At 66.1% G+C, this 24657-nt stretch carries 21 protein-coding genes; 8 read left to right on the top strand and 13 right to left on the bottom strand.

Annotated features, from left to right (window positions below; translation table 11 throughout):
• The first annotated feature begins 201 nt into the window (after positions 1-201).
• Positions 202-2556 (top strand): UvrD-helicase domain-containing protein, encoded by a 2355-nt coding sequence (locus F6X42_RS14585; RefSeq protein WP_187634896.1) that lies wholly within the window; start codon positions 202-204, stop codon positions 2554-2556.
• On the top strand, positions 2553-3347 hold the full coding sequence (locus F6X42_RS14590; RefSeq protein ID WP_187634897.1) for a 5'-methylthioadenosine/adenosylhomocysteine nucleosidase: 795 nt from the start codon (positions 2553-2555) through the stop codon (positions 3345-3347). The genes F6X42_RS14585 and F6X42_RS14590 overlap by 4 nt, the downstream gene beginning before the upstream one ends.
• 31 nt (positions 3348-3378) lie before the next feature.
• On the opposite strand, the gene F6X42_RS14595 is transcribed toward F6X42_RS14590, so the two are convergent.
• Positions 3379-5283, bottom strand: a complete 1905-nt coding sequence (locus F6X42_RS14595) for a propionate--CoA ligase (protein ID WP_187634898.1) — start codon at positions 5281-5283, stop codon at positions 3379-3381.
• A 214-nt stretch (positions 5284-5497) separates the two neighbouring features.
• Between F6X42_RS14595 and F6X42_RS14600 the strand changes: the two genes are divergently transcribed.
• Positions 5498-5803, top strand: a complete 306-nt coding sequence (locus F6X42_RS14600; protein WP_246530096.1) for a hypothetical protein — start codon at positions 5498-5500, stop codon at positions 5801-5803.
• A gap of 628 nt (positions 5804-6431) precedes the next feature.
• Here the strand turns inward: F6X42_RS14600 and F6X42_RS14605 are convergent.
• Positions 6432-7658 (bottom strand): MFS transporter, encoded by a 1227-nt coding sequence (locus F6X42_RS14605; RefSeq protein WP_187634899.1) that lies wholly within the window; start codon positions 7656-7658, stop codon positions 6432-6434.
• Between the two features lie 481 nt (positions 7659-8139).
• On the opposite strand from F6X42_RS14605, the gene F6X42_RS14610 reads away from it, so the two are divergent.
• Positions 8140-9741, top strand: coding sequence for a methyl-accepting chemotaxis protein (locus F6X42_RS14610; RefSeq protein WP_187634900.1), 1602 nt, complete (start codon positions 8140-8142; stop codon positions 9739-9741).
• Between the two features lie 15 nt (positions 9742-9756).
• Here F6X42_RS14610 and F6X42_RS14615 read toward each other — a convergent pair whose 3' ends face one another.
• Genes F6X42_RS14615 through F6X42_RS14630 form a run of 4 tightly spaced genes read right to left on the bottom strand, consistent with a single transcriptional unit; the run spans position 9757 to position 14701 of the window.
• A complete protein-coding gene (locus F6X42_RS14615; protein WP_187634901.1) occupies positions 9757-10650 on the bottom strand; it encodes an efflux RND transporter periplasmic adaptor subunit in 894 nt (297 codons plus the stop codon).
• 13 nt (positions 10651-10663) lie between these two features.
• Positions 10664-10864: a DUF1656 domain-containing protein gene (locus F6X42_RS14620; RefSeq protein WP_018421177.1), complete on the bottom strand. Its 201-nt coding sequence runs from the start codon at positions 10862-10864 to the stop codon at positions 10664-10666.
• The gene (locus F6X42_RS14625) at positions 10854-13070 is read right to left on the bottom strand and encodes an FUSC family protein (RefSeq protein WP_187634902.1); all 2217 of its coding nucleotides are present in this window, start codon (positions 13068-13070) and stop codon (positions 10854-10856) included. The genes F6X42_RS14620 and F6X42_RS14625 overlap by 11 nt, the downstream gene beginning before the upstream one ends.
• Positions 13071-13078: 8 nt before the next feature.
• Positions 13079-14701, bottom strand: coding sequence for an efflux transporter outer membrane subunit (locus F6X42_RS14630; RefSeq protein ID WP_187634903.1), 1623 nt, complete (start codon positions 14699-14701; stop codon positions 13079-13081).
• A 156-nt stretch (positions 14702-14857) separates the two neighbouring features.
• On the opposite strand from F6X42_RS14630, the gene F6X42_RS14635 reads away from it, so the two are divergent.
• Entirely contained in the window at positions 14858-15796 is a 939-nt protein-coding gene (locus F6X42_RS14635; RefSeq protein ID WP_187634904.1) for a LysR family transcriptional regulator, read from the top strand.
• 197 nt (positions 15797-15993) lie between these two features.
• Entirely contained in the window at positions 15994-16146 is a 153-nt protein-coding gene (locus F6X42_RS14640; protein ID WP_187634905.1) for a hypothetical protein, read from the top strand.
• 36 nt (positions 16147-16182) lie between these two features.
• Here the strand turns inward: F6X42_RS14640 and F6X42_RS14645 are convergent, their stop codons facing one another.
• From F6X42_RS14645 to wrbA, 4 genes are read right to left on the bottom strand one after another with little or no spacing between them, the layout of a single operon-like run.
• Positions 16183-16989 carry a metallophosphoesterase gene (locus F6X42_RS14645; protein WP_187634906.1) on the bottom strand — a complete coding sequence of 269 codons (807 nt, stop codon included), beginning with the start codon at positions 16987-16989 and terminating at the stop codon, positions 16183-16185.
• Positions 16990-17041: 52 nt separating this feature from the next.
• Entirely contained in the window at positions 17042-18460 is a 1419-nt protein-coding gene (locus tag F6X42_RS14650; RefSeq protein ID WP_187634907.1) for an FAD-binding oxidoreductase, read from the bottom strand.
• Between the two features lie 48 nt (positions 18461-18508).
• Positions 18509-18919 (bottom strand): DUF2069 domain-containing protein, encoded by a 411-nt coding sequence (locus tag F6X42_RS14655; protein ID WP_187634964.1) that lies wholly within the window; start codon positions 18917-18919, stop codon positions 18509-18511.
• A gap of 22 nt (positions 18920-18941) precedes the next feature.
• Complete coding sequence (gene wrbA / locus F6X42_RS14660; protein ID WP_187634908.1) at positions 18942-19544, bottom strand: NAD(P)H:quinone oxidoreductase; 603 nt, start codon at positions 19542-19544, stop codon at positions 18942-18944.
• A gap of 129 nt (positions 19545-19673) precedes the next feature.
• On the opposite strand from wrbA, the gene F6X42_RS14665 reads away from it, so the two are divergent.
• Positions 19674-20987, top strand: a complete 1314-nt coding sequence (locus tag F6X42_RS14665) for a YihY family inner membrane protein (protein WP_187634909.1) — start codon at positions 19674-19676, stop codon at positions 20985-20987.
• Between the two features lie 34 nt (positions 20988-21021).
• Here F6X42_RS14665 and F6X42_RS14670 read toward each other — a convergent pair whose 3' ends face one another.
• The 3 genes from F6X42_RS14670 to F6X42_RS14680 all read right to left on the bottom strand — a co-directional run bounded on the left by F6X42_RS14670 (position 21022) and on the right by F6X42_RS14680 (position 23713).
• A complete protein-coding gene (locus tag F6X42_RS14670; RefSeq protein ID WP_187634910.1) occupies positions 21022-21342 on the bottom strand; it encodes an Mpo1-like protein in 321 nt (106 codons plus the stop codon).
• Positions 21343-21485: 143 nt separating this feature from the next.
• Complete coding sequence (locus tag F6X42_RS14675) at positions 21486-22319, bottom strand: alpha/beta fold hydrolase (RefSeq protein ID WP_187634911.1); 834 nt, start codon at positions 22317-22319, stop codon at positions 21486-21488.
• Entirely contained in the window at positions 22316-23713 is a 1398-nt protein-coding gene (locus F6X42_RS14680) for an O-acetylhomoserine aminocarboxypropyltransferase (RefSeq protein ID WP_187634912.1), read from the bottom strand. The genes F6X42_RS14675 and F6X42_RS14680 overlap by 4 nt, the downstream gene beginning before the upstream one ends.
• Before the next feature lie 301 nt (positions 23714-24014).
• On the opposite strand from F6X42_RS14680, the gene F6X42_RS14685 reads away from it, so the two are divergent.
• Positions 24015-24482, top strand: a complete 468-nt coding sequence (locus F6X42_RS14685; RefSeq protein WP_187634913.1) for a CBS domain-containing protein — start codon at positions 24015-24017, stop codon at positions 24480-24482.
• Positions 24483-24657: the final 175 nt, after the last annotated feature.

Here is a 24657-nt window from a genome sequence, read left to right on the forward strand (position 1 = left end):
CTACTTTCTTTGCAGCAGCAAAGAAAGTAGGTGCCGCCCCGCACAGGGGCAACGCCAATAGACCGATAACAAAGCAAGGAAAGGCCAACAAGTCCAGAACAACGAAAAAACCCCACGCATATCCAGAAGAACGAAAAAACCAAAAAAGCGTCGCCCCCGCCGGGGCATATAATGTCCCCCGAACTGCGCCACCGCGAAAAAATGCCCGACCTCCTCTCCAATCTAAACCCCGAACAACACGCCGCCGTAACGCTCCCGAATGAGCCCGCCCTGATCCTGGCGGGTGCGGGGAGCGGCAAAACCCGCGTCCTGATCACCCGCATCGCGTGGCTGATCCAGCAAGGCCTCGCGTCCCCCGCGACCGTCCTCGCGGTGACCTTCACCAACAAAGCCGCCCGCGAAATGATGGCGCGCCTGTCGGCGCTATTGCCGATCGACACGCGCGGCATGTGGATCGGCACGTTCCACGGCCTGTGCAACCGCATGCTGCGCGCGCATCACCGCGACGCCGGGCTGCCCGCCACGTTCCAGATTCTCGATACCGCGGACCAACTGTCGGCGATCAAGCGCCTGATGAAGGGCCTCAACATCGACGATGAAAAGTACCCGGCGAAAAATCTCCAGTACTTCATCAACAACGCAAAAGAGCAGGGCCTGCGCCCCAAAGACGTCGACGCCACCGACAACTTCAACCGCAAGTTCGTCGAGCTCTACGAAGCCTATGACCAGCAATGCCAGCGCGAAGGCGTCGTCGACTTCCCCGAACTGCTGCTGCGCTGCTACGAACTGCTCGCGCACAATCCGCCGCTGCGCGCGCATTACCAGGCGCGCTTCAGGCACATCCTGGTGGACGAGTTTCAGGACACCAACAAGCTGCAATACGCGTGGCTCAAGCTGCTCGCGGGTCAGCACAACGCGATCTTCGCGGTCGGCGACGACGACCAGTCGATCTACGCGTTCCGCGGTGCGAACGTCGGCAACATGCGCGACTTCGAGCACGAGTTCAACGTGCGCAATCTGATCAAGCTCGAGCAGAACTATCGCTCGCACGGCCATATTCTCGATGCCGCGAACCAGCTGATCGCGAACAACTCGCGGCGCCTCGGCAAAAATCTGCGCACCGATGCGGGGCACGGCGAACCGGTGCGCGTGTACGAATCGGCGAGCGATTCGCAGGAAGCCGGCTGGATCGTCGAAGAGATTCGCGCGCTGATCAACACCGGCCTGTCGCGCAGCGAAATCGCGGTGCTCTACCGCAGCAACGCGCAGTCGCGCACGATCGAGCACACGCTCGTCAACGCGGGCATCGCGTATCGCGTGTATGGCGGCCTGCGCTTTTTCGAACGTCAGGAAGTCAAGCACGCGCTCGCGTATCTACGCCTGATCGACAACCCGAACGACGACACCGCGTTCGGCCGCGTCGTCAATTTCCCCACGCGCGGCATCGGCGCGCGTTCGATCGAACAGCTCGCCGACGCCGCGCGTCTGTACAACTGCTCGATGGCCGCGGCGATTCCGTACGTCGCGGGCAAGGCGGGATCGAGCCTCGCCGCGTTCGCGAACCTGATCGGCAAGATGCGCGCCGACACGCAGCAGATGAGTCTGCCCGAGACCGTCGAGTACGTGGTCCGCGCGAGCGGTCTCGCGGACTTCTATCAGAACGAGCGCGAGGGCCAGGAGCGGCTCGAAAACTTGCAGGAACTCGTCAACGCGGCCGCCGCGTTCGTCAGCGAGGAAGGCTACGAGCTCGATACGCCCGCCCGCTCGATTCCGCTGCGCCCCGGAGCGAGCGCCGCGCCCGAACTCGCGGTCGCGACCGACGATCCGAACACGGTGGTCCACGACGCGCCGGGCATCGCCGATCCGGCGCAAAACCCAGACACAATGACGCCGTTGGCGGGTTTCCTGTCGCACGCGTCGCTCGAAGCGGGTGATAACCAGGCGCAGGCCGGCCAGGAAGCGGTGCAACTGATGACGGTGCACGCGGCAAAGGGGCTCGAATTTACCGCGGTGTTCATCACCGGTCTCGAAGAAGGGCTGTTCCCGCACGAGAACAGCGCGATGGAAACCGATGGCCTCGAAGAAGAGCGGCGCCTGATGTACGTCGCGATCACGCGCGCGAAGGAGCGGCTGTACCTGTCGTTCGCGCAAAGCCGGATGCTGCACGGCCAGACCCGCTACAACATCCGCTCGCGCTTCTTCGACGAATTGCCGCAGGAAACGCTGAAGTGGCTCACGCCGAAGGTCGAGGCGGGCTCGCGCTGGGGCGGCCGCTCGGACAACGCCGGCTACGGGCGCGACTGGTTCGCGCGGCCGGGCTACGGCGGCGGTTCGGCGGCGGTGGCCTCCGCGCCGGCGCCCGCGTTCGCGAACGAGCAGCGCGCGGCCGAAACGGGCTTCCGGGTCGGCCAGCAGGTGTTCCACACGAAGTTCGGCGAAGGCACGATCACCGCGCTCGAAGGCAGCGGCACCGACGCGAAGGCGCAGGTCCGCTTCAAGCGGCACGGCGAGAAGTGGCTGGCGCTCGCGGTGGCTAAATTGCAGGCGGTCGAGTGAGCGCGCCCTTGAACACGAGCCACGAAGTGCGGCGGCCGCTCGGCATCCTGGCCGCGTTGCCGCAGGAACTCGGCGACCTGATCGAGGCGATGCGCGCCGAGTCCGGCGTGCGCACGCTCACGCACGGCCAGCGCGATTACCACGTCGGCACCGTGCACGGCACGACGTGCGTCGTCACGCTTGCGCGCGTCGGCAAGGTCGCGGCGGCCGCGACGGTCAGCGCGCTGATTCACGCGTTCGATGTCGAAGCCATTGTGTTCACCGGCGTTGCGGGGGGTGTCGGCGGCGACGTGCATGTCGGCGATATCGTCGTCGCGAGCACGCTGATGCAGCACGATATCGACGCATCGCCGCTGTTTCCGCGCTTCGAGGTACCGCTGCTCGGCATGTCGCGCTTTGCCGCCGATGCGGCGCTCGCCGACCGTCTCACCGCCGCATGCGAACAGTTCGTCGCCGAGGAAGGCGCGGCCTGCGCGGCCCGGTTCGGCACGCGCGAGCCGCGCGTGCATCGCGGCTTGATCGTCAGCGGCGATCAGTTCGTCGCCAGCGCGGCGGCCGTCGCGGCGTTGCGCGACGCGCTGCCCGACGCGCTCGCGGTCGAGATGGAAGGCGCGGCGATCGCGCAGGTCTGCTTCGAGTACGGCGTGCCGTGCGCGGTCGTGCGCACGATCTCCGATACCGCCGACGACCACGCGCCGGGATCGTTCATGTCGTTCCTGACGGGAATCGCGGGCACGTATTCGAACGCGATCCTCGCGCGCTTTCTCGGCACGCAGCACACCGCGAACTGAGCGCCGCCTGTTCGTCGGCTGGTTCGCCCGCTTATTTCTTGCCGCCGGCGTCGAACGCGTCGCGCACCTGCTGCAGCGCGGCCGGATCTTCGATCGTCGGCAGATCGCCCGGCTCGCGCCCTTCGGCGAGCGCGGCGATCGCGCGGCGCAACAGCTTGCCGGAGCGCGTCTTCGGCAGCATCGATACCATCACCACGCGCGCGGGCCGCGCAATCGAGCCCAAATGGTGGTCGACCGTCATCGTCAGCTCGGCTGCGAGCCGCGCGCGCTCGCTCGGGTCGCCTTCGGCTTGCGCGCCGCGCAGCACCACGAAGGCCATCGCCGCCTGACCCTTGACCGGATCGGTCACGCCGACCACCGCAACTTCCGCGACGGCCGCGTGGCTCGACAGCGCCTCCTCGATTTCGCGCGTGCCGAGGCGATGGCCCGCGACGTTGATCACGTCGTCGGTGCGGCCGAGGATCGTCACGTAGCCGTCCTCGTCTTGCACGCCCCAATCGAACGTCGAATAGACCTGCTGGTTCGGCACGCTCGACCAGTAGGTGCTGACGAAGCGTTTGTCGTCGCGCCACACCGTCGACATGCAGCCCGGCGGCAGCGGATAGTCGAGCGTCAGCACGCCTTTTTCGCCGACCGCGCAGGGCTCGCCGGTCAGCTCGTCGCGCACGGTCAGGCGATAGCCGACCGAGGGCACGCCCGGCGAGCCGAGCTTGGTCGGCAGTGCCTCGATGCCGCGCGGAATCGCGAGCATCGGCCAGCCGGTTTCGGTCTGCCAGTAGTTGTCGATCACCGGTTTGTTCAGCGCGCTCGTGATCCACGCGGCGGTCGGTTCGTCGAGCGGTTCGCCGGCGAGAAACAGCGTGCGCAGGCTCGACAGATCGGCTGCCTTCATCAGCGCCGGGTCCTGCTTCTTCAGCACGCGTATCGCGGTCGGCGCGGTGAACATCAGGTTGATCCTGTGCTGCTCGACGAGCCGCCACCAGATTCCGCCATCCGGGCGAATCGGCGTGCCCTCGTACATCACGGTGGTCAGCCCCGCGATTAGCGGCGCGTACACGATATAGCTGTGGCCGACCACCCAGCCGACGTCGGACGCGGTGAACATCGTGTCGCCGGGCTTGCCCTCGAAGATGTATTCCATCGATGCCGCGAGCGCGACCGCATAGCCGCCGACATCGCGCTGCACGCCCTTCGGCTTGCCGGTCGTGCCCGACGTGTACAGCACGTACGACGGCTCGTTCGATTCGAGCCATTCGCACGGCACATGCGCGTCGTAGAACCGCTCGCGCAGCGGCTCGTAGGCGACCAGGTAGGGTGCGTTCAGGCGTTCGGGTGCGAGCTGCCGGTCGATCAGCAGCACGTGCGGCGTCTTGTGCATGGCGCGCGCGAGCGCTTCGTCGACGAGCGGCGTGTAGTCGACCACTTTGCCGCCGCGCGCGCCGGCGTCGGCGGTCACGATCAGCACCGGCTTCGCGTCGTCGATACGCGCGGCGAGGTTCGGCGCCGCGAAGCCGCCGAACACGACCGAGTGGATCGCACCGAGGCGCGCGCACGCGAGCATCGCGAACAGCGCCTCGGGGATCATCGGCAGATAGATCAGCACGACGTCGCTGCGCTTCACGCCGAGCGAGCGCATGACCGCGGCCATCCGGTTGATTTCGGCGTACAGCTCGGCATACGTGTAGCGCCGCTCGATGCCGGTTTCGGTCGATACGTAGACCAGTGCGTTTTGCTGCGCGCGCTCGGCCAGATGGCGGTCGACCGCGTTATGGCAGAGGTTCGTACGGCCGCCGACGAACCAGCGCGCGAACGGCGGCTTCGAGCGGTCGAGCACGGTGCCGAACGGAGTGTGCCAGTGAATGCGCTGTGCTTCTTCGCGCCAGAAGGCTTCGGGGTTGTCGATCGAGCGGCGGTGGAAATCGCGGTAGCGGGTCATCGGCGGCGATCCTCGTGCGGGGGGACGCAGGAAAGCGTGCAAATTGTGCGCCTGGGGCGGCGTGGGTTATCGGCACAAGCATAGCCACGGACGAGGGGGCGGGCAAGCAGTTCGAGACGAGGGCGAAGGGCAACAGAAAAACGTCGTTCCTCGTCAATTCATCCGTCGCCCATTTCTTCTTTTTTCACTGCCAGGTAGGGTATAGGCGGCTAGCATGACACATCTATTTTTTGTTCCAGATATTGAGGTTTGCATGTCCGATCGATACTCGTCCGAGCGCAGTGACGTTGTCCGTCTTTTTGCTGGCGTCGTTGTACCTGCCCTCGTCATCGTCATCGCGGTTGCTGCGTTCGACATGGTCAACCTGAACGAAGCGTATGGCAGCGGTGAGCCCTATTTTTCTCGCACGACGAATATGGATAAGTGGAGCGATCCTTTACCGGTTCTGGCTGTCGTCGACAGTGTTGTGGTCGTCGTGGTTGCTGGGGGTTTTTTTCTGTGGAGACTGACGCGGGTCTAAGGCGATGTCGTGAATTTTGCGGTGTTGGCCTTTCCTTGCTTTGTTGTCGGTCTATTAGCGGTGCCCCTGTGCGGGGCGGCACCTACTTTCTTTGCTGCTGCAAAGAAAGTAGGCAAAGAAGACAGCTCAAACCGCCAACTCATAAGCGGGTCCCTCGGTCTGCGTGAGGTAGTGGTGCATCTGGAGTCGGTGCCCCCGCACATTCCACCATGGTGACAAAGCCGTCATCCGCTCCCACTCCGCACTGCGTGCGTCGCGGACGTGTCTGCCAGGCAAACCAATGGTGTCGCCCGCGCAGCGGGGGCCGTCGGCTGCGCCTCGGCGATGCGCCGAAACAACGGGTGGTTTGGGAACGGGGCTTCGGGGCGCGTAGCGCCGCCGGAAGAATGACTGCGTTGTCACTAGCGCCGAATGTGCAGGAGCACGGATTCCAGATGCACCACTACCCCTTCCAAGCCAAGGGACCCGCTTATGAGCTGGCGGTTTAAAGCTGTCTTCTTTGCCTACTTTCTTTGCAGCAGCAAAGTAGGTGCCGCCCCGCACAGGGGCAACGCCAATAGACCGATAACAAAGCAAGGAAAGGCCAACACCCTAAGACCAAGACAACAACCCCAAGCCCCCGCAAACATCAACCCCTACCGCGCTTCCCCTCAACATCCGGCAGCAGCACGGTGAGCACCCCAATCAACGGCAAAAACGAGCAAACCTTATAAACAAACCCAATACTCGTAGCATCAGCAAGCTGCCCGAGCACCGCAGCCCCCACCCCGCCAAGCCCAAACGCAAATCCAAAAAACAACCCCGCCACCATCCCAACCTTCCCAGGAATCAACTCCTGCGCATAAACAAGAATCGCCGAGAACGCCGACGCAAGCACCACGCCGATCACAATAGTCAGCACACCAGTCCAGAACAGATTCGCATACGGCAGCAACAGCGTGAACGGCGCGACGCCAAGAATCGACACCCAGATCACGTACTTGCGCCCGATCCTGTCCCCGATCGGCCCGCCGATCACCGTGCCCGCCGCGACCGCCGCGAGGAACACGAACAGATGGATCTGCGCGGCCTGCACCGACAGATGGAACTTGTCGATCAGATAGAACGTGAAGTAGCTGTTAATGCTCGCAAGGTAGAAGTATTTGGAAAACACCAGCAGCACCAGCACGCTCATCGCCAGCATGACCTCGTTGCGCGGCGGCGCCGCATGCGCAATCTGGCCGCGCGCCTTCCTGACCGACGGATGACGCTTGTACCAGCGGCCGATCTGCGTGAGCACGACGATCGCGACGAGCGCCGCGGCCGAGAACCACGCGATGCTGCGCTGGCCGTGCGGAATCACGATCAGCGCGGCGAGCAGCGGCCCGAGCGAGGAGCCCGCATTGCCGCCGACCTGAAACAGCGACTGCGCGAGACCGTGACGGCCGCCCGACGCCATCCGCGCGACCCGCGACGATTCCGGATGGAACACCGACGACCCGCAGCCGACTAGCGCCGCGGCGACCAGCAGCACGCCGAAGTTCGGCGCGACCGACAGCAGCAACAGGCCGGCCAGCGTGAAGCCCATGCCGACCGGCAGCGAGTACGGCTTCGGATGCTTGTCGGTATAGCTGCCGACGAGCGGCTGCAGCAGCGACGCGGTGATCTGGTAGGTCAGCGTGATCAGACCGATCTGCCCGAACGACAACGAGAAGTCGTCCTTGAACATCGGATAGATCGCGAGGATCAGCGACTGGATCATGTCATTGAGCAGATGCGAAAAGCTGATCGCACCGAGCACGGAATACACCGTGCGCTGGACCTTGGCGGCCGCCGGCGCGGCGGCGAGGGCGTTTTTATCGAGGCTCGTTTCCATACGCTAGAAGAAAAAGATCGGGCAAACGGTGAGATGAAAAATCGACGCTGAGCCGGTGGGGCAGCGCGCTTTCCAGGCGCGCTTCATAGGCACGGTTCGAAGCCGCGTTTCGCGAAGCTCCGCGGCGTTTCGTCGCGCCAACCGGCGTTTTCAGTATTTAGCGGAAGTTTAAGGTGGCCGGAGCGAAATGTAAGGACAACTTTTGTCGCGAATCGGACATGGGGCCGGATGGCCAGGATCTGCTTCGACCCGTCGACCGACTATTGGCGGTTTTTTGTCTACGGTATAAAGCGCTCGCGACTGCGAGGCTCACGAAGCGGCGCGTCGAACATGGGACCGGGAACGGCAAGCGGCGGACGACCCGCCGCAGTCTGATCGCGCGACGCTCAAGATCGCGCACCAGGTTGCCGTAGACTCGGAGAGACAAGCGGGAACGCCGGAACCGACCTTGCCGGCGCGTCGACATGTGGGGACGGGGATTATGAAAGCAGTGGCACACAGCGCAGCGGCAACGAAGTTCAACGGCCTGTCGGTGAAGGCGACGCTGCGCCTCGCGTTCGCGATCCTGCTCGCCGGCACGCTGCTGATCGGCGTGTTTTCGCTGCTGCAGATCGGCCGGCTGAACGCGTCCGCGCAATCGATCTACGACCAGGGCCACGTCGCGAGCCGCGCCGCCGAGGAAGCGCGCGGCCACATGCTGCGCGCGAGCCGCGCGCAAAAGATGCTGCTGACCGCGACCACCGCGAAGGAGCGCGACGAACTCGGCGCCGACATCGAGCGCGGCCTTGCCGGTCTCAACGCGCAACTGCGCACGCTGCAGCAGTACGTCGATACGTCGGACGCGAAAGCGGTCGGCGAGCAGAAGGCCTTCGCCGTGGCGGTCGCGGCATGGAGCAACCATCTGCGCGACTTCGTCACGCTCGTGAAAGCGCAGCCGCTCGATCTGTCGCAGATGAACTGGCAGGTCGGCACGCAGGACGTGTCGCTGCTCGTCGAGACCGGCAAGCTCGAAAAGCTCGTCGACGAACTCGTCGCGCAGCGCGGCACCGCCGCGAAGGCAACGATCGACGCGTCCGGCTTCATCTACCGTTCGTCGTTCGTGATGATCGCGGTGATGACGCTTGCGCTGATCGTGCTCGCGTTCGGCATCGCCGCATGGGTCGTGCGGCGGCTTACCGCGCAGCTCGGCGGCGAGCCCGCGTACGCGAAGGAGATCGCGCGCCGCATCGCCGCGGGCGATCTGTCGAACCGCATCGCGCTCGGCGGCAAGGACCGTGCGAGCATGCTGTTCGCGCTGTCCGACATGCAAAGCGGACTCGCGACGACGGTCGCCGACATCGCGTCGAGCGCCGATGCGATCGCGACCGCCTCCGGGCAGATTTCGATGGGCAATCTCGATCTGTCGCAGCGTACCGAGCAGCAGGCGCTCGCGCTCGAGCGCACCGCGAGCAGCATGGAGCAGCTGACCTCGACGGTGCGTCAGAACGCCGACAACGCGAAGCAGGCGAGCACGCTGGCGAACAACGCGTCGGCGATCGCCGAGCAAGGCGGTACGGTCGTGAGCCGCGTGGTCGCGACGATGAACGACATCAACGACAGCGCGCGCAGCATCGGCGACATCATCGGCGTGATCGAGGGGATCGCGTTCCAGACCAACATTCTCGCGTTGAACGCGGCCGTCGAGGCGGCACGCGCGGGCGAGGATGGACGCGGCTTTTCGGTCGTCGCGGCGGAAGTGCGCAACCTCGCGCAGCGCAGCGCGGCGGCCGCGAAGGAGATCAAGGGCTTGATCCAGACCTCGGTCGAGCGCGTCGCCAACGGCTCGACGCTCGCCGCGGACGCCGGTCAGACGATGGACGAAATCGTGAAGGCTGTGAAGCGCGTCACCGACATCATGGGCGAGATTTCGGCGGCGTCGTCCCAGCAGAGCGCCGGTATCGAGGCGATCAATCTCGCGGTCACGCAGATGGACGCGGGCACGCAGCAGAACGCCGCGCTGGTGGAGGAGGCCACCGCCGCGGCCCGCTCGCTCGACGATCAGGCGCGCGGGCTGAAGGCGATGGTCGGGCAGTTCAGGCTGTAAAAAGCGGCGCGGACGTCAACCCGCGCTGGCCGACCCGGCGCTGGACCCCGAGCCCGGCCGCACGATCACCGTGCAGGTCGTGCCCGCCGCCAACATCACGTCGGCGGGCACCGAGTCGATCTTCACGCGCACCGGCACGCGCTGCGCGAGGCGCACCCAGTTGAAGGTCGGATTCACGTCCGCGAGCAGCTCGTGGCTTTGCGGATTGTCTCGGTCGTAGATGCCGCGCGAGATGCTCTCCACATGGCCCTGCAGCGTGCCGCCGCTCATCAGGCGCACTTCGGCCTGATCGCCGACGCGCACGTGCGGCAGCTTGGTTTCTTCGAAGTAGCCATACACCCAGAACGAGTGACTGTCGACGATCGCGAGCTTCGCGGCGCCGGCGCTCGCATAGTCGCCGCGGAACACCGACAGGTTCGTCACGTAGCCGTCGACCGGCGACACGACGCGGGTGCGCTCGAGGTTCAGCTTCGCGGCATCGAGCGCGGCGAGCGCCTGCTGATAGGCGGCATCGGCGGCGGACGCGGTATGCGTCGCGTTTTCGCGGCTTTCCTTCGACACCACCTGCGAATCCATATCGGCACGACGTTGCGCGTCGTCGCGCTTCATCTGCAATTCGGCCTTGCGCGCGGCAACGGCGGCCTGCGCCTGCTCGACCGCGATCTGATAGTGCGACGGATCGATCTGCATCAGCAGGTCGCCCTTCTTCACGAACTGGTTGTCCTTGACCGGCAGAGCGACGATTGCGCCCGACACGTCCGGCGCGACGTTGACGATCTCGGCGCGCACGCGGCCGTCGCGGGTCCACGGTTCGTCCATGTAATGGACCCACAGCACGCGCCCAATCAGGATCGCGACGATGAAAATGACGGCTGTCGCGATGAAGCCCACAAGATTTCGGATGGTCATGTTTCGACTCTGATCAACGATAAACGGCGAGGCCGAGAAGGCCGCACACGGACACGAGCAAGCTGGCCCGGAACAGGGAGGGGTGCCACACGACGCGATACAGGCCGGTATAGGCGATCACGCGATCGACGAGCCAGGTCAGCGCGGCGCCCGCGATGAACAGCAGCACAATGGCCGGCACATAGGCATCGAGCACGGCGATATCACGCGGCATGAGGAGCTCCTTCTTCTGATGCGTCCGCGCGCGCGCCGATCGCCGAGGCGAGCGGCGACTGCGGATCGAGCAGCGCGGTACGGATGAAATGCAGTTGACTGAGGATGCGCAGCAGTTGATGGCGTTCTTCGCGCGATGACGTGAAGCCGGCCATCGTCTGCTGCACTTGCGCGATTGCATCGGCGGTCGCCGCGAGCGCGCGCTCGAAGTGCCGTTGCCGCGGCCGCTCGAACAGTGCGGCGAGCGCATCGCGCAGCGCGCGCAGCGCGACGCGCCACGGTGCCGCTTTGTGGTAGCGCGGCTCGTTGGGCAGCGTCGCGATTTCGCGGCGCAGGTCGATCACCGCGTTGCCGACCTCCAACACCGAAAACAGCCAGCGCAGCGTGTCGCGCTTCGTTTCGGGCTCGTTCTGCGACAGCGCGTTGATCTGGAACATCAGATCGCGCGCGCCGCTTTCGAAGCGCGAGCGCACGCGTGCCAGACTCGCGCGGCCGGCCAGCACCACCTGGCGGCGCAGGTCGACGAGCAGGCGGTTGCGCAGCCACGGCGTCGACGGCGGCAGCAGCACCGCGAACGCGATCGACGACACCAGCATCGACAGCACCAGCGCGAGCGCGTCGTTCATGAACGCGCTCGGGTCGTAGTGAACCACGTTGTCGGGGCCGGCGAGGAAGCAGAAGAAGATGCAGTAGCCGACGCCGTAGCCCGCGAGCGTCGGACGCGTGGTCATCAACACGCCGAGCAGCAGGAACGGCGTGAGCGCGACGCACAACATCACGAAGCCGTCGATGTGCGGATACACGCCGAACATCGCGATCATGCCCATCAGCGTCGCGAGCACGGTGCCGCCGGCCATCTGGAACGCGGTGCGCTTCGGATCCGGCGACGCCGACGCGAGCGCACACACGGCCGCCGCGTCAAGCGTCAGCGTCGAGCCGCTCGGCCACGCGGTGGCGATCCAGAACGCCCCGAGCACCATCATCACGATGGCCGCGCGCAGGCCCGCGACGCCGGCCGCGATCGCGTTGGTTTTCGGCTCGTAGCGCTCGATCCAGCGTTCGCGCGCGTGCGTGTCGACGGCGAGCGACGCGTAGGTCGCCGCGTACGCATGCAGGTCGTCGATGAAGCGGTACAGCAGCTCGGCGGCCGTGTCGAAATCGAGCAACGGCGCGTCGGGGTGCGTTTCGAGCTCGTCGCGCGTTGCGCGCACGCGTTTGGGCAACTCGCTTCTGTAGGTGTCGAGCTGGGCCGCGGCGTGCGCGGCGTCGGCCGCGCTCAGCACCGGCTCGCCCGACTTCGCGAGCAACGGCGCGATCTCCTTGAAGTACGGTTCGAGCGCGGCGATCGCGATCGCCGCGCCGTGCGTGCCGCTGTCGCGCAGACGGTTCATCAGCTGATGCAGCGCGTGAAAGCGCGTCGACGCGGTCATGAACTCGCTGTTTAGACGCGCGAGGCGCCCGCCGCGCATCCGCGATTCGGGGCCTTCGAACACGGCGATGCTGCGCGCGGCCTCGAAGCCGACGATGTCGGCGACGAAGCGCGCATTGGTCGCCTCGATCTGCGCGCGGTCGTTGCGCCCGGCAAGCGATGCCGACACGTACTCGACGAACGCCGAGAAGCGCGCACGCACGGTGCCGCGCATCTGCAGGCCGGCGAACTGCGGAAACACGAGGCCGCTGACCGCGCCCGCGCAGATGATACCGATCACCACTTCCGCGACCCGCGTGAGCGCGCTCAGGAATGCGCCGTCCGGATGCTGCGAAGCGGGGATGCCGATCAGCGCGGCCGTGTAGCCCGCCAGCACGAAGCCGTACGAACGGAAGTTGCGATTGCGCGCGGCGCCGGCGGTGCAGATGCCGACCCAGATCGCGGTCGTGACGAGGAACAGCTCGGGCTGCTGCGCGAACAGTCCGATCAGCGCGAGCATCACGACGAGACCGACCAGCGTGCCGCAGATCCGATAGAAGCTCTTCGCGAACACTGCGCCGCTTTGCGGCTGCATCACGATGAACACGGTGGTCATCGCGGTGCGCGGCTGCGGCAGATCGAGCTTCATCGCGATGCCGAGCGCGAGGAAGCATGCGGCGAGCGACTTGAACAGATAGATCCATACGAGGCCGTCGGTGCGCGCCCAGTGGGCGGCGGCTTCGTAGAGCGCGGCGAGCGAGGCGGGGCGCGCGCTCGACGGGGAGGGCGAGGAGGACATGGCCTTCCTTACTCGGACGTGGGCGCGTTCGGGGCGCGCGAGGCGGTGGTGGCGGCGGTGATGGCTGCGTTGGTCTTGGCGTTGACGTTCGCATCCGCTGTTGCCGTGTCGCTACTCGCCGCGCCGCTCTTGCTCTCGCCGCTGCCCTTGCCATGCGCCGGCAACGTTTCGTTATCCCGCGGACCGTTGGCCGGATCGTCGAGACCGCCGCCGAGCGCCGTCATCAACGACGCATGCGCGCCGAGCCGCTCGGCCTGCACTTTGGCGACGCCTTCCTGCGCGCGCAGCAACTGGTTTTGCGCGACCAGCACGTTCAGATAGTCGGTCAAGCCGCGCCGGTAGCCTTCGCGCGACAGTTCGTAGTTCCGCCGCGCGGCGGCGACCGAGCGGTCGGCGTCGTCGGCCTGAGTGGTCAGCGAACGGATGCGGATCAGCTGGTCGGAGATGTCCTTCAGCGCGCCCACGATCGACTGGTTGTAGCGCTCGACGGCCTCGTCGTAGCCCGCCGACGCCGCGCCGAGCTGCGAGCGCAGCCGGCCGCCGTCGAAGATCGGCAGCGTCAGCGCGGGACCCACGCTCCAGCTATGCGACGGACTCTTCAGGAACTGGAACAGCGGCCCCATCGCCGCATAGCCGCCGATCGACGCCAGCAGATTGATGTCCGGATAGAACCCGGCCTTGGCGACGTCGATGCCGCGCGCCTGCGCGGCGACCGTCCAGCGCGCCGCGACCACGTCGGGGCGGTGGCCGATCAGATCCGCGGGCAGCGCAGCCGGCAGACCAGCGGGCGCGGCGAGCGACAGCGCCGGACGCTGGATCGCGTCGCCGGCGCCCGGACCCTTGCCCGCGAGCGCGGCCAACTGATTGCGGCCGAGCGCGATTTTCTCGTCGATTGCGTCGATCTGACGCTCGTACTCTGGCATCGGCGTTGCGGCCTGGCTCACTTCGAGCTGCGTGCCGATGCCGCCCTTCAGGCGCCGGTTCGCGAGGTCGACGATCTGCTGCTGTTGCTGCAACGTGGCCTTCGCGATGTCGAGCAACGCGTAGTTCAGCGACATCTCGATATAGGTGCGCACGACGTTCGCCTGCAACTCGAGTTGCGCGGCGCGCGCATCGGCGGCGCTGGCGTGCGCGAGGTCGAGCGCGCGCTCGGCGGCGTTCTTGTCCTTGCCCCAGAAATCGAGGTGATACGCGAGGCCGAGCGTGCCGGTGTTGTTCCACGACTGCGCGCCCGCCAGCGGCCCCGGACCGTAGAACACGTTGTCGGCCCACTGCTGGCGCTGAATCGACAGGCTGCCGTTGACTTGCGGCGCGAGCGCCGCGCGCGCGACGCCGGCCATCGACGCCGCTTCGCGCACGCGCGCCTGGGCGACCGCGAGACTGGGATTGCCGGCCTGAGCGTCCGCGATCCAACGGTCCAGCTGCGGATCGTTGTAGGCGCGCCACCAGTCGGCGGCGGGCCACTGCGCATCGGCGTTGGCGGCGCGGATTGCGTTGCCCGCATCGAGCGACGCAGGATTGATCGTGTGCGTCTGCGGCGCGACGCCTCCGGGACTTGCGCATCCGGCGATTGTTAATAGGATCGTAAGAACCGCGGCTGCGGCGATCCCTTTGGGTACCGGAGACTGCACGATTTCCTCCAAAATTGACTATAGAAGCTTGTGCGCAATTATATTTTTCGATCGATTGCGGAATAACCGGTAAGGATGCAAGGCATTTTTACGTAACATGACATAATCGCCATTGCTGATCGTGTAACAATCGCTGCCGATTTTCTGAGGATAGGTATGGACACGCTCCAAAACATGCGCGTTTTTGTCCGCGTCGTCGAAGCGGGCAGCTTCACGGGCGCCGCGCAGCACCTGAATACGACGACGGCCTACGCGTCGCGCGCGGTTTCCGATCTGGAAGCGCATCTGCGCACGCGGCTCCTGAACCGGACCACGCGCCGCATCGCGCTGACCGAAGCTGGCGAGCGCTATCTGCAGCGCTGCGAGCAGATTCTTGCGTATGTGGATCAGGCGGAGGCCGAGGCGAGCGACGCGCACGCGCGCCCATCCGGCAAGCTCAAGGTTCACGCGATGACGAGCTTCGGCCAGCATTACGTGGTACCGGCCGTGGGACGTTACCAGCAGCGCTACCCGGACGTGCATATCGAACTGACGCTCGCGCAGCGCATGCCCGATCTGCTCGACGAAGGCTTCGACGTGTCGCTGACGCTCGCGACCGGCCTGCCGGATTCGGGCCTCGTGTCACAGCGCCTCGGCAGCGCGTTCAGCATTGCGTGCGCGTCGCCGGCTTACCTCGAGCGGCACGGCGTGCCGCAAACGCCGGCGGACCTCGCGCGGCACACCTGCCTGCAGATGGTGACGCCGGTGAATCCGCCGGACAAATGGACCTTCGACGGCCCGAACGGCGAGGAAACCGTCTCGCTCGGCGCGACGACGTTTCAGGTGAACGTGGCCGAGGCGATGGTCGTGGCCGTCTGCCAGGGGATGGGCGTGGCGCTGATTCCGATCTACTCGGCGATCAGCCGTCTGCGCAGCGGCGAGCTGGTGTGGCTGATGCCCGAGTACACTTCCCAGCAGATGAATCTGTATGCGCTGTATCCGTCGCGGCAGTATCTCGACGCGAAGATCCGCACGTGGGTCGAATTCCTGCGCGACGAGTTGCCCTCCACGCTGGCGGCGGATCAGGAAGAGTTGCGGCAGTTCGCGCGGACCTGAGCGCGTGCTTGCCATGCGTTGACGTTCGGCCGGTGCGTGGCGTGACAGCCTGTTACACGCTCGCCGCGCCGCAACATTTCTTTACTTCTCCCGCGCAGTCGATTTGCTAACGTGTCGTTCACGCGCCGCCGCTCTGGCCGGACGCGCTGGATTCGCCACCGTTCGGCACCTCGCAACCACTGAAGGACGACACATCCATGGATACGCACCTGATGATCGGCTTGGCCGTCATGTTTGGTCTGATCGGCGTCGCCGCGTCGCGCGATCTGCTGCGCCGCATCCGCGAACAGCAGCCGCAACTCGTGCCGGTCGAGGTCGAGTCACAGGATGCGCGGCGCCGGGAGCGGTGAGGCGCGGCAGCGGGCTGATCCGATGCAACGGGCTCGCTAGATCTCGACAACCTTGTCCCACGCGAACAGCGGATTTTCCCACTGGCGCGTGCGTCGGTTGAAATAGCCGCGCGGATTGCACACGACGCGCGTGCCGTCCACCACGTAGTCGAACGATGTGTGCGTGTGGCCATGAATCCACAGCGCGACAGGCGCGCGCACCAGCTCCGGCAGATGATTGACGAAGCCCGCGGATACGCGGTCCTCGGCAAAGCGCCCGGCCAGACTCAGCCGATGCGGCGCATGGTGCGTGACCACGATCGTTTGGCCGGCGAACGGCCTCGCAAGCTCGCTTTCGAGCCATGCGCGTGCATGCCGGTGCAGCGCGAGCGAATCTGCGGGCGTGAAGTCGCGCGCGGCGTCGCGCGGGTCGTGCGGCCAGTTCATCTGGATCAACCCGCGATAGTCGAGCATGACCCGGCGCGCGGCGGCGATCGATTCCTCGATCGCATCGGGCGTCGCGCCGTACAGCGCGAAGTCGGTCCACAACGTCGTGCCGAGCACGCGCCAGCGTCCGTGGCTGTCGACGAGCGCGGCGTTGTTCAGCACATGCACGTTGTCGACCTGCGCGGCCGCGTCGAGCATCGCGCTCTCCAGCGCGCCGAACTCACCGTCGTAATACTCGTGATTGCCCGGCACGTAGACGACCGGCACCGCGTCGTCGAACGCCTGCGCGGCCCAGCGCGGGCCGGCCGCATGGTTGTGAATGTCGCCCGCCAGCACGACCAGATCCGCCTGAGCATGTGGGATCAGTTCAGGTTCGTCGTTTTCCAGATGCAGATCGGACAGCACGCGAATCTTCACGGACGCGACTCCTGCGAAACGCCTGCGCGCCGGATCGCGGAGGCTTCAGACATTAGCGTAGCACCTTGCCCGGATTCATCAGGTTCAGCGGATCGAGCGCCTGCTTGATCGCGCGCATCATCCGCACTTCGACGTCCTGCTTGTAGTGCGCGGCATCGTCGATCTTCAGCTGGCCGAGTCCATGTTCGGCGCTGATGCTGCCGCGATGCGCAGCCACGCTGTCGTAGACGATCCGGTTGATCGGGCTTTGATATTCCCGCAGAAACGCCTTCGCGTCGACGCCCTCGGGTGTCTGCACGTTGTAGTGCAGATTGCCGTCGCCGAGATGGCCGAACGTGACCATGCGCGCGCCCGGTGCGGCTTGCGCGATCGCGGCGTCGGTCGCCTCGATGAAATGGCCGATGCGTGAAATCGGCACCGCGATGTCGTGCTTGATGTTAAGCCCTTCCTCGGCCTGCGCGAGCGGAATGTGCTCGCGCAGATTCCAGAACGCGCGCGACTGCGCGAGGTTTTCCGCGACCACGGCGTCTTCGACGAGACCCTGTTCGAGTGCGGTCTCCATCAGCCCCTCGAACAGCGTGCGCGCGTGGACTTCGCTTTCGCTGTCCGACAGTTCGAGCAGCACGACCTGCGCATGCGGTTCGGCGAACGGATAACGCATCTGCTCGAAATGCCGGCCGACGAGGCGCAGGCAGAAATCCGACATCAGCTCGAAGCCGGTCAACAGCGGCCCGGCGACGCGCTGCGTGAGCGCGAGAAAATCGAGCGCCGCATGCGGCGACGCGAGCGCGGCAAGCGCGGTGACTCGCGCGGCGGGCTGCGGATGCAGCTTCAACACCGCCGCGGTGATCAGGCCGAGCGTACCTTCCGCGCCGATGAACAGGTCGCGCAGATCGTAGCCAGTGTTGTCCTTGCGCAGCCCGCGCAGGCCGTCCCATAGTTCGCCTTGCGGCGTCACCACTTCGAGGCCGAGACATAGTTCGCGCGCGTTGCCATAACGCAGTACACCGGTGCCGCCCGCGTTGGTCGACAGATTGCCCCCGATCGTGCAGCTGCCTTCGGCGGCGAGGCTCAGCGCAAACAGACGCCCGGCCGCTTCGGCGTGCTTCTGCACCTCGGCGAGAATCACGCCGGCTTCGACGGTGATCGTGTTGTTGTGCGGATCGATGTCGCGCACGCGATTCAGGCGGCGCAGGCTGATGACCGCCTGCGCGCCGCTCGCGTCGGGTGTCGCGCCGCCCGCGAGGCCGGTGTTGCCGCCCTGCGGCACCAGCGCGACGCGATGTTCGACCGCGAGCTTGACGAGCGCGGCAGCTTCGGCGGATGTGGCCGGAGCGAGCACCGCGCAGGCCGCGCCGGTGTATCGTCCGCGCCAGTCGGTCAGAAAGGGCGCCGTGTCGTGCGGGTCGGTCAGTACGTGAGCCGCGCCGATGGCGTCGCGGCAGGCGGCGAGAAAAGCGGTGTGGGTCATCTGGTCGATTGGCGGTATTAGGGGCGGCAGCGTGTCGGGGCTAGGCCGTCAGGCGGGCGGGGTGGGTTCGCTGGCGGCCTGCTTTGCGGCCCGTTTTGCGGCCCGTTTAGCCGCACGCTTGAAAGGCCCGACGTACGCGAGTGCGCAAGCGAAGAAAATCACGGCCAGCGCCGCTTGCAGCCAGCCGAGCCGCGCACTCAAGCCATGGTCGCTCCAGCCGCGCACGACGCCTTCGGCGAAGTACAGCAGGATCAGCATCGAAGCCCATTGCATCGTATAAAGCCGGCGTCGCCACACTCCCGGCAACGCGCAGAGCAGCGGCAACGCCTTCAGCACGAGCAGCGAGCCGCCGGGCCGCAACGGCGCGAGCCACCATTCCCACGCGATCGCAAGCGCGATCATCGCGACCAGCGTGAACGCGGCGACGAGCGCGGCGGCGGCTTTCGGCTGCACGGGCATGGGTTCGTTCACGGCTTGGTACTCATGGCCTTTCGCTCATCGACGCCGCCGTGCGCGCGACGCGAGCACCGAGCGCAATTGCAAGCGTCCGTTCTTCGGCGGAGATGCCTTGGCCGGCCGAGCCCGCCCGCGCGAAATGCGATGCACCGTACGGCGTGCCGCCGGTTTGCGTGGTGGACAATGCGCTCTCGGTGTACGGAATGCCGATGATCAGCATGCCGTGGTGGAGCAGTGGCAGCATCATCGACAGCAGCGTGGATTCCTGGCCGCCGTGCAGGCTGCCGGTCGACGTGAACACGCAGGCCGGCTTGCCCGACAGCGTACCGGATAGCCACTGCGGCGTAGTGCCGTCGAGGAAGTATTTGAGCGCGGCCGCCATATTGCCGAAGCGGGTCGGCGAGCCGAGCGCGAGGCCCGCGCATTCTTCGAGGTCACGCAGTTCGACGTACGGCGGTCCCTCGGCGGGGATGTCCGGCTCGCTCGCTTCGCAGACGGTGGAGACCGCCGGCACGGTGCGCACGCGCGCCTGCATGCCGGGGACGCTATCGACGCCGTGTGCGATCGCCAGCGCGAGCTCGCGCGTGGCGCCGTGACGGCTGTAATAAAGCACGAGAATGTCTTTCATAGGCCTCATCATTGAACGGGTATTATAGGGGTTCGGTCCGTTGCACAGGCCGCTCACAGCCGTTCGGCAAGGTGCCGGGCGGGGTTCCCGCAGTCCCGGTCTGGCGGTTCAGCAAGCAAGGAGGCAGGTTTGTTGGTTAGGGTGCGTTTCGATCTCGACACGCTCAAACGGCTTGCGCAATTCGCCGCGCAACGCATCGGCGAGGACCGGATTCCGCAGGTCGCGGGCAGTCTGACGTTCACGACGATGCTCGCGCTCGTGCCGCTCGCCACCGTCGCGTTTGCGCTGTTCACCGCGTTTCCGATCTTCAGCTCGTTCCAGGCGTCGCTGCAGTTTTTTCTGGCCGACCACCTGATGCCCGCGCAGTTGAACGATCAGATCTTCAAGTATCTGAACCAGTTCGCGTCGAAGGCCAAAGGGCTGACCACGATCGGCATGATCGTGCTGTTCGTCACCGCGGTGATGACGATGATGACCGTCGAGTCCGCGTTCAACGTGATCTGGCGCGTACGCAAGGCGCGGCCCGTCGCGCAGCGCATTCTCGTCTACTGGGCGATCATCACGCTCGGTCCGATCCTGATCGGCGTGAGTCTGTCGATCTCGTCGTATCTGTTCACGCAATCGATGTCGTTCAGTGCCGCGCAGCGCATCACCCCGCTGATCGAATGGGCGCTCGCGAGCGCCTCGCTGCCGTTTACGATGCTCGCGTTCACGATTCTTTACGTTTATCTGCCGAATTGCCGCGTCGAATGGCGCGACGCGGTGGTCGGCGGCGTGATCGCGGCGGTCGCGTTCGAGCTCGCCAAGCGCGGCTTCGGCTACTACGTGCGCCGTATTCCGACCTATACGGCCGTGTATGGCGCGTTCGCCGCGGTGCCGCTGTTCCTGCTGTGGATGTACCTGTGCTGGTTCATCACGCTGACCGGCGCGATGATTGCATCGGCGTTGCCGGCGATTCGCATCGGTCAGTTTCACCGCCCCGTGTTCTACGGCAGCAATCTGTTCGATTCGCTCGAATTGCTCGCGCGGCTGTGCGAAGCGCGCGAGGCCGGCAGGCGCGGCTACACGATGCCCGAGCTTGCGCGCATGCTTCGCCGCGACATGGATACGACGCTGATGCTGTTGCAGCGTCTCGAGGAGATCGAGTGGATCGCGCGGCTGGAGGAGGACCATACCGGCCCGCACTTCGTGTTGCTCGCGAACCCGGCGCAGGTGACCGTGCAGCGGCTGTACGACCTGTTCGTGATCGACCGTGCGGAGCTCACGTATCAGCTCGAACTCGACTCAACGCGGGTGGACAGCGGCATGCTGCTTGCCGCGCTCGACAACGACCAGCTGAAGGTGACGCTCGCCGCGTTGCTCGCCTCGCGCGCGGCGGCAAGGGCGGCGCGACCCGGAGACGGCGAGCGAGCGGCGGCTTCGATGCCGCACCAGGCAGCGTGACAGGGCGGCTCGACTTCGAGCCGCCCCGGTAGAACTACAACGAAATCTTGCCCACGCAGATGTCCTTGAACATCACCCAGTCGCCCATCAGGCTGTAAAACGGATGACGGAAGGTGGCCGGCCGGTTCTTTTCGAAGAAGAAATGGCCGACCCACGCGAAGCCATAGCCGCACACCACGGCCGCCGGCAACCATAGCCAGCCGCCGGTGGCGAGCGCCATCGCGAGACAGCCAATCACGCCGAGCGAGCCGACGAAATGCAGCCGCCGCGACACGAGGTTGCGATGCTCGCTCAGGTAGTACGGATAAAACTCCGCGAAGCTCGCGAAGTGATCGGTATGTGCTGTATGAGCCATGACGGCCTCCGGAGGCTGAAAAAGACAGCTTCAATCATTCTCCGGCGATCGCCTGCCTAACGCAACCTGGCCATTCGCGACGCCTTTGCGGCGACCGCCCGCGGACCACCGAGGTGCACGCAGAGCCGCAATCGCACGCCCACTCAACGCGCTTCGTGCGGCGGCCGCGAAGCGAAGCCGTACAGCGCATCGAGCGTCGCGTCGGGTTGCTCGGTCATTAACGCATGGCCCGCATCGAGCGTGACGGTGTCGACCGGCATACCCGCTTGCGCGAGCGCATCGGCAAGCGCTTTCGCCACACGCGGCGGGGTCATTGCGTCGCGCCGGCCGACGATCAGACGCGTTGCGCAACGCACCTGCGCCGCGCGGGCGAGGCCGTCCGCATAGGTGTGGCAGGCGGTGAAATCGGTGTGGAACAGATGCGGTTCACCGCTAGAGGCGACGTGCTCCATCAGCCGCTGGTTCATGCCGTGCAGCCAGAAACCGGGGCCGGGGCAGGACGGCTTCGCGGCGAGCGTCGAATGCGACCACTGGTTGACCATGGCGATCGCCTCGGGCTCGCGATGGAGCGCGGCGTCGAGCAGCGCGTCGGAGACGGTCATCGGCAGCGCGGTCGCGAGCAGCGCAAGATGCGTCGCGCGCTGCGGATAGCGGCCGGCGAAGTCGAGGGCGATCAGCGAGCCCATGCTGTGACCGGCGACGAACGCACGCGTGACGCCCGCGGTGTCGAGCAACGCGGCGAGCCAGTCGGCCAGCGCGGCGATGCTGGCGAGCGCGGGTCCGGCGCTGCGGCGGTGGCCCGGCAGATCCACCGCGAGCACGCCGAAGCCGTGATGCGCGAAGTAGCGGCTTTGCAGCGCCCACACGCTGTGATCGTGTTCGGCGCCGTGAATGAATACCGCTGTCGGCAGGCTCGCATCGAAGGGTTTGCCGCCTGTGTAGGCGTAGGCCGGTTTGCCTTGAACGGTGACGATCATGCGGACTCCGGGCGGGCGGGGGCGCTGGTGCCGGCGGGCGCGGCAGTGGCGGTTTGCTGCGAGGCGCTGGCGTCTGGCGTTGCGGTACGTCTGCCGCCCGCCGGTTGCGCGGCTTTTTGCGCGGCCTTCAGCGCGCGCTTGAGATCGTCGATCAGGTCATCCGGATCTTCGAGACCAATCGACAGACGGATCGTGCCTTCCGCGATACCGGCCGCTGCGAGCGCGGCGGTATCCATGCGGAAATGCGTCGTCGATGCCGGATGGATCACCAGCGAGCGCGCGTCGCCGACGTTCGCGAGATGCGAGAAGAGCGTGAGCGCTTCGATGAAGGCGCGCCCGGCCGCGCGGTCGCCGCGCAGGTTGAAGCTGAACACCGCGCCGGCGCCGCGCGGTAGCAGCCGCCTGGCGAGCGCGTGGTCGGGATGCGTCGGCAACTCGGGATAGGCGACCGATTCGACCGCCGCATGCCCGGCGAGAAATTCGACCACGCGCCGGGTGTTGGCGACGTGACGCTCCATGCGCAACGGCAGCGTCTCGATGCCTTGCAGCAGCTGCCACGCGGCCTGCGGATGCAGGCACGCGCCGAAGTCGCGCAAGCCTTCCCGGCGCGCGCGCAGCAGGAACGGCGCGACGGTGCTTTCCTCGGCGAACACCATGCCGTGGAAACCGTCGTACGGCTCGGTGAATTCGGGAAAGCGGCCGGAAGCCTCGAAGTCGAACGTGCCGCCGTCGACCAGCACGCCGCCGATCGTCGTACCGTGGCCGCCGAGAAACTTGGTCGCCGAGTGGTAGACGAAGTCGGCGCCGTGCTCGAACGGGCGCAGCAGGTAAGGCGTCGTGAAGGTCGAATCGACCAGCAACGGCACCCGGTGCGCGTGCGCGATCTGCGCGAGCGCGGCGATGTCGAGCACATCGAGGCCCGGATTGCCGAGCGTTTCGCCGAATAGCAGGCGCGTGTTGGGGCGCAGCGCGGCGCGCCACGCGGGGAGGTCACCGGCCTTGACGAAGGTCGTCTCGATGCCGAAGCGCCGCAGCGTGTAATGCAGCAGGCTGTGCGAGCCGCCGTACAGCGCGCTCGACGCGACGATGTGCGAGCCTGCGCCCATCAGCGTCGCGATCGCGAGATGCAGCGCGGCCTGGCCGCTCGCGGTGCCGATCGCGCCGGCGCCGTTTTCGAGCGCGGCGACGCGCTCCTCGAACACGGCGACGGTCGGATTCGAGATGCGCGAGTAGACGTGGCCGGCGCGCTCCATGTTGAATAGCGCGGCGGCGTGGTCCGAGTCGCGGAACGAAAACGACGTGGTCTGGTAGATCGGCGTCGCGCGCGCCCCGGTGGCGGGGTCGGGGGCTGCGCCGGCGTGCAGCGCGAGCGTATCGAAACGGTTGGCGGACATCGTGGGCGGCGGGGCCGCGTGCGGCGGCCTCGCGAAAGAACAGGGTGGGCCGGCCATCCTATCATTGGCGCGCGCCGCTTCAAGCGCGGTTTTCCCGTGGGTTTGTACCCGGTTGGTCTATGGCTTCGTGCGGCGTGTGCCGGGAGCGGGGCATGCTCGCTATCTGGAAGTCAGATGAATGGGAGGACCCGGAAGGCCGCCGAGCCTTGGCTGGCGGCCGGCTTTCCTTTTACGGGCCTTTCCGATAGGATCGAAAAAACATTTCATGCACTGCAAGATTGGCGGCATCAGGAGATAGATCATGCGAGTCAGCGACATTCTTAAAGTCAAGGGCAATACCCTTTTTACGGTCACGCCGGAAACCACACTGCATGACGCCGTCAATACCATGGCCGAGCGCGACATCGGCTCGCTTGTCGTGATGGAGTACGGCGACCTCGTCGGCATGCTGACGTTTCGCGAAATCATTCTGACCTTGCGCGAGAACGGCGGCAGCGTCGGCACCTCGACGATCCGCAAGGTGATGGACGACCATCCGCTCACCTGCACGCCCGAAACCGACGTCAACGAAGTGCGCCGCATGATGCTCGAGCATCACGTGCGCTATCTGCCCGTCATGGAAAGCCGCACGCTGATGGGCGTGATCTCGTTTTACGACGTCGCGAAGGCGGTGGTCGAGGAGCAGGGGTTCGAGAACCGCATGCTGAAGGCGTATATCCGCGACTGGCCGGAAGAACAGGAAGGACAGGACCAGCAGCCGGCGCGTTGATGCGCGTGGCTCGAACGTCGCGCTCCGGCCGTTGCCGCGAGCGCAAATCCGCCGACAGGGCGCGCGCGCAAGCGGGCGCTTTTTTTGTGTCTGGAACTGGTGCGGGCGGATTGCGGGAGCCGCGTGCGCGTGTCGCGGCGATCCGCTTGCCGGCCGTGCCGCCCGCTTCGTGGCC

Source organism: Paraburkholderia podalyriae, from assembly GCF_014397785.1.
GTDB lineage: Bacteria > Pseudomonadota > Gammaproteobacteria > Burkholderiales > Burkholderiaceae > Paraburkholderia > Paraburkholderia podalyriae.

Excerpts from the sequence above, each read along its gene's own strand:
- F6X42_RS14585 (WP_187634896.1), top strand. The coding sequence starts at position 202 with ATGCCCGACCTCCTCTCCAATCTAAACCCCGAACAACACGCCGCCGTA.
- F6X42_RS14595 (WP_187634898.1), bottom strand. The coding sequence starts at position 5,283 with ATGACCCGCTACCGCGATTTCCACCGCCGCTCGATCGACAACCCCGAA.
- F6X42_RS14600 (WP_246530096.1), top strand. The coding sequence starts at position 5,498 with ATGACACATCTATTTTTTGTTCCAGATATTGAGGTTTGCATGTCCGAT.
- F6X42_RS14605 (WP_187634899.1), bottom strand. The coding sequence starts at position 7,658 with ATGGAAACGAGCCTCGATAAAAACGCCCTCGCCGCCGCGCCGGCGGCC.
- F6X42_RS14610 (WP_187634900.1), top strand. The coding sequence starts at position 8,140 with ATGAAAGCAGTGGCACACAGCGCAGCGGCAACGAAGTTCAACGGCCTG.
- F6X42_RS14615 (WP_187634901.1), bottom strand. The coding sequence starts at position 10,650 with ATGACCATCCGAAATCTTGTGGGCTTCATCGCGACAGCCGTCATTTTC.
- F6X42_RS14620 (WP_018421177.1), bottom strand. The coding sequence starts at position 10,864 with ATGCCGCGTGATATCGCCGTGCTCGATGCCTATGTGCCGGCCATTGTG.
- F6X42_RS14625 (WP_187634902.1), bottom strand. The coding sequence starts at position 13,070 with ATGTCCTCCTCGCCCTCCCCGTCGAGCGCGCGCCCCGCCTCGCTCGCC.
- F6X42_RS14635 (WP_187634904.1), top strand. The coding sequence starts at position 14,858 with ATGGACACGCTCCAAAACATGCGCGTTTTTGTCCGCGTCGTCGAAGCG.
- F6X42_RS14640 (WP_187634905.1), top strand. The coding sequence starts at position 15,994 with ATGGATACGCACCTGATGATCGGCTTGGCCGTCATGTTTGGTCTGATC.
- F6X42_RS14650 (WP_187634907.1), bottom strand. The coding sequence starts at position 18,460 with ATGACCCACACCGCTTTTCTCGCCGCCTGCCGCGACGCCATCGGCGCG.
- F6X42_RS14655 (WP_187634964.1), bottom strand. The coding sequence starts at position 18,919 with ATGCCCGTGCAGCCGAAAGCCGCCGCCGCGCTCGTCGCCGCGTTCACG.
- wrbA (WP_187634908.1), bottom strand. The coding sequence starts at position 19,544 with ATGAAAGACATTCTCGTGCTTTATTACAGCCGTCACGGCGCCACGCGC.
- F6X42_RS14670 (WP_187634910.1), bottom strand. The coding sequence starts at position 21,342 with ATGGCTCATACAGCACATACCGATCACTTCGCGAGCTTCGCGGAGTTT.
- F6X42_RS14675 (WP_187634911.1), bottom strand. The coding sequence starts at position 22,319 with ATGATCGTCACCGTTCAAGGCAAACCGGCCTACGCCTACACAGGCGGC.
- F6X42_RS14680 (WP_187634912.1), bottom strand. The coding sequence starts at position 23,713 with ATGTCCGCCAACCGTTTCGATACGCTCGCGCTGCACGCCGGCGCAGCC.
- F6X42_RS14685 (WP_187634913.1), top strand. The coding sequence starts at position 24,015 with ATGCGAGTCAGCGACATTCTTAAAGTCAAGGGCAATACCCTTTTTACG.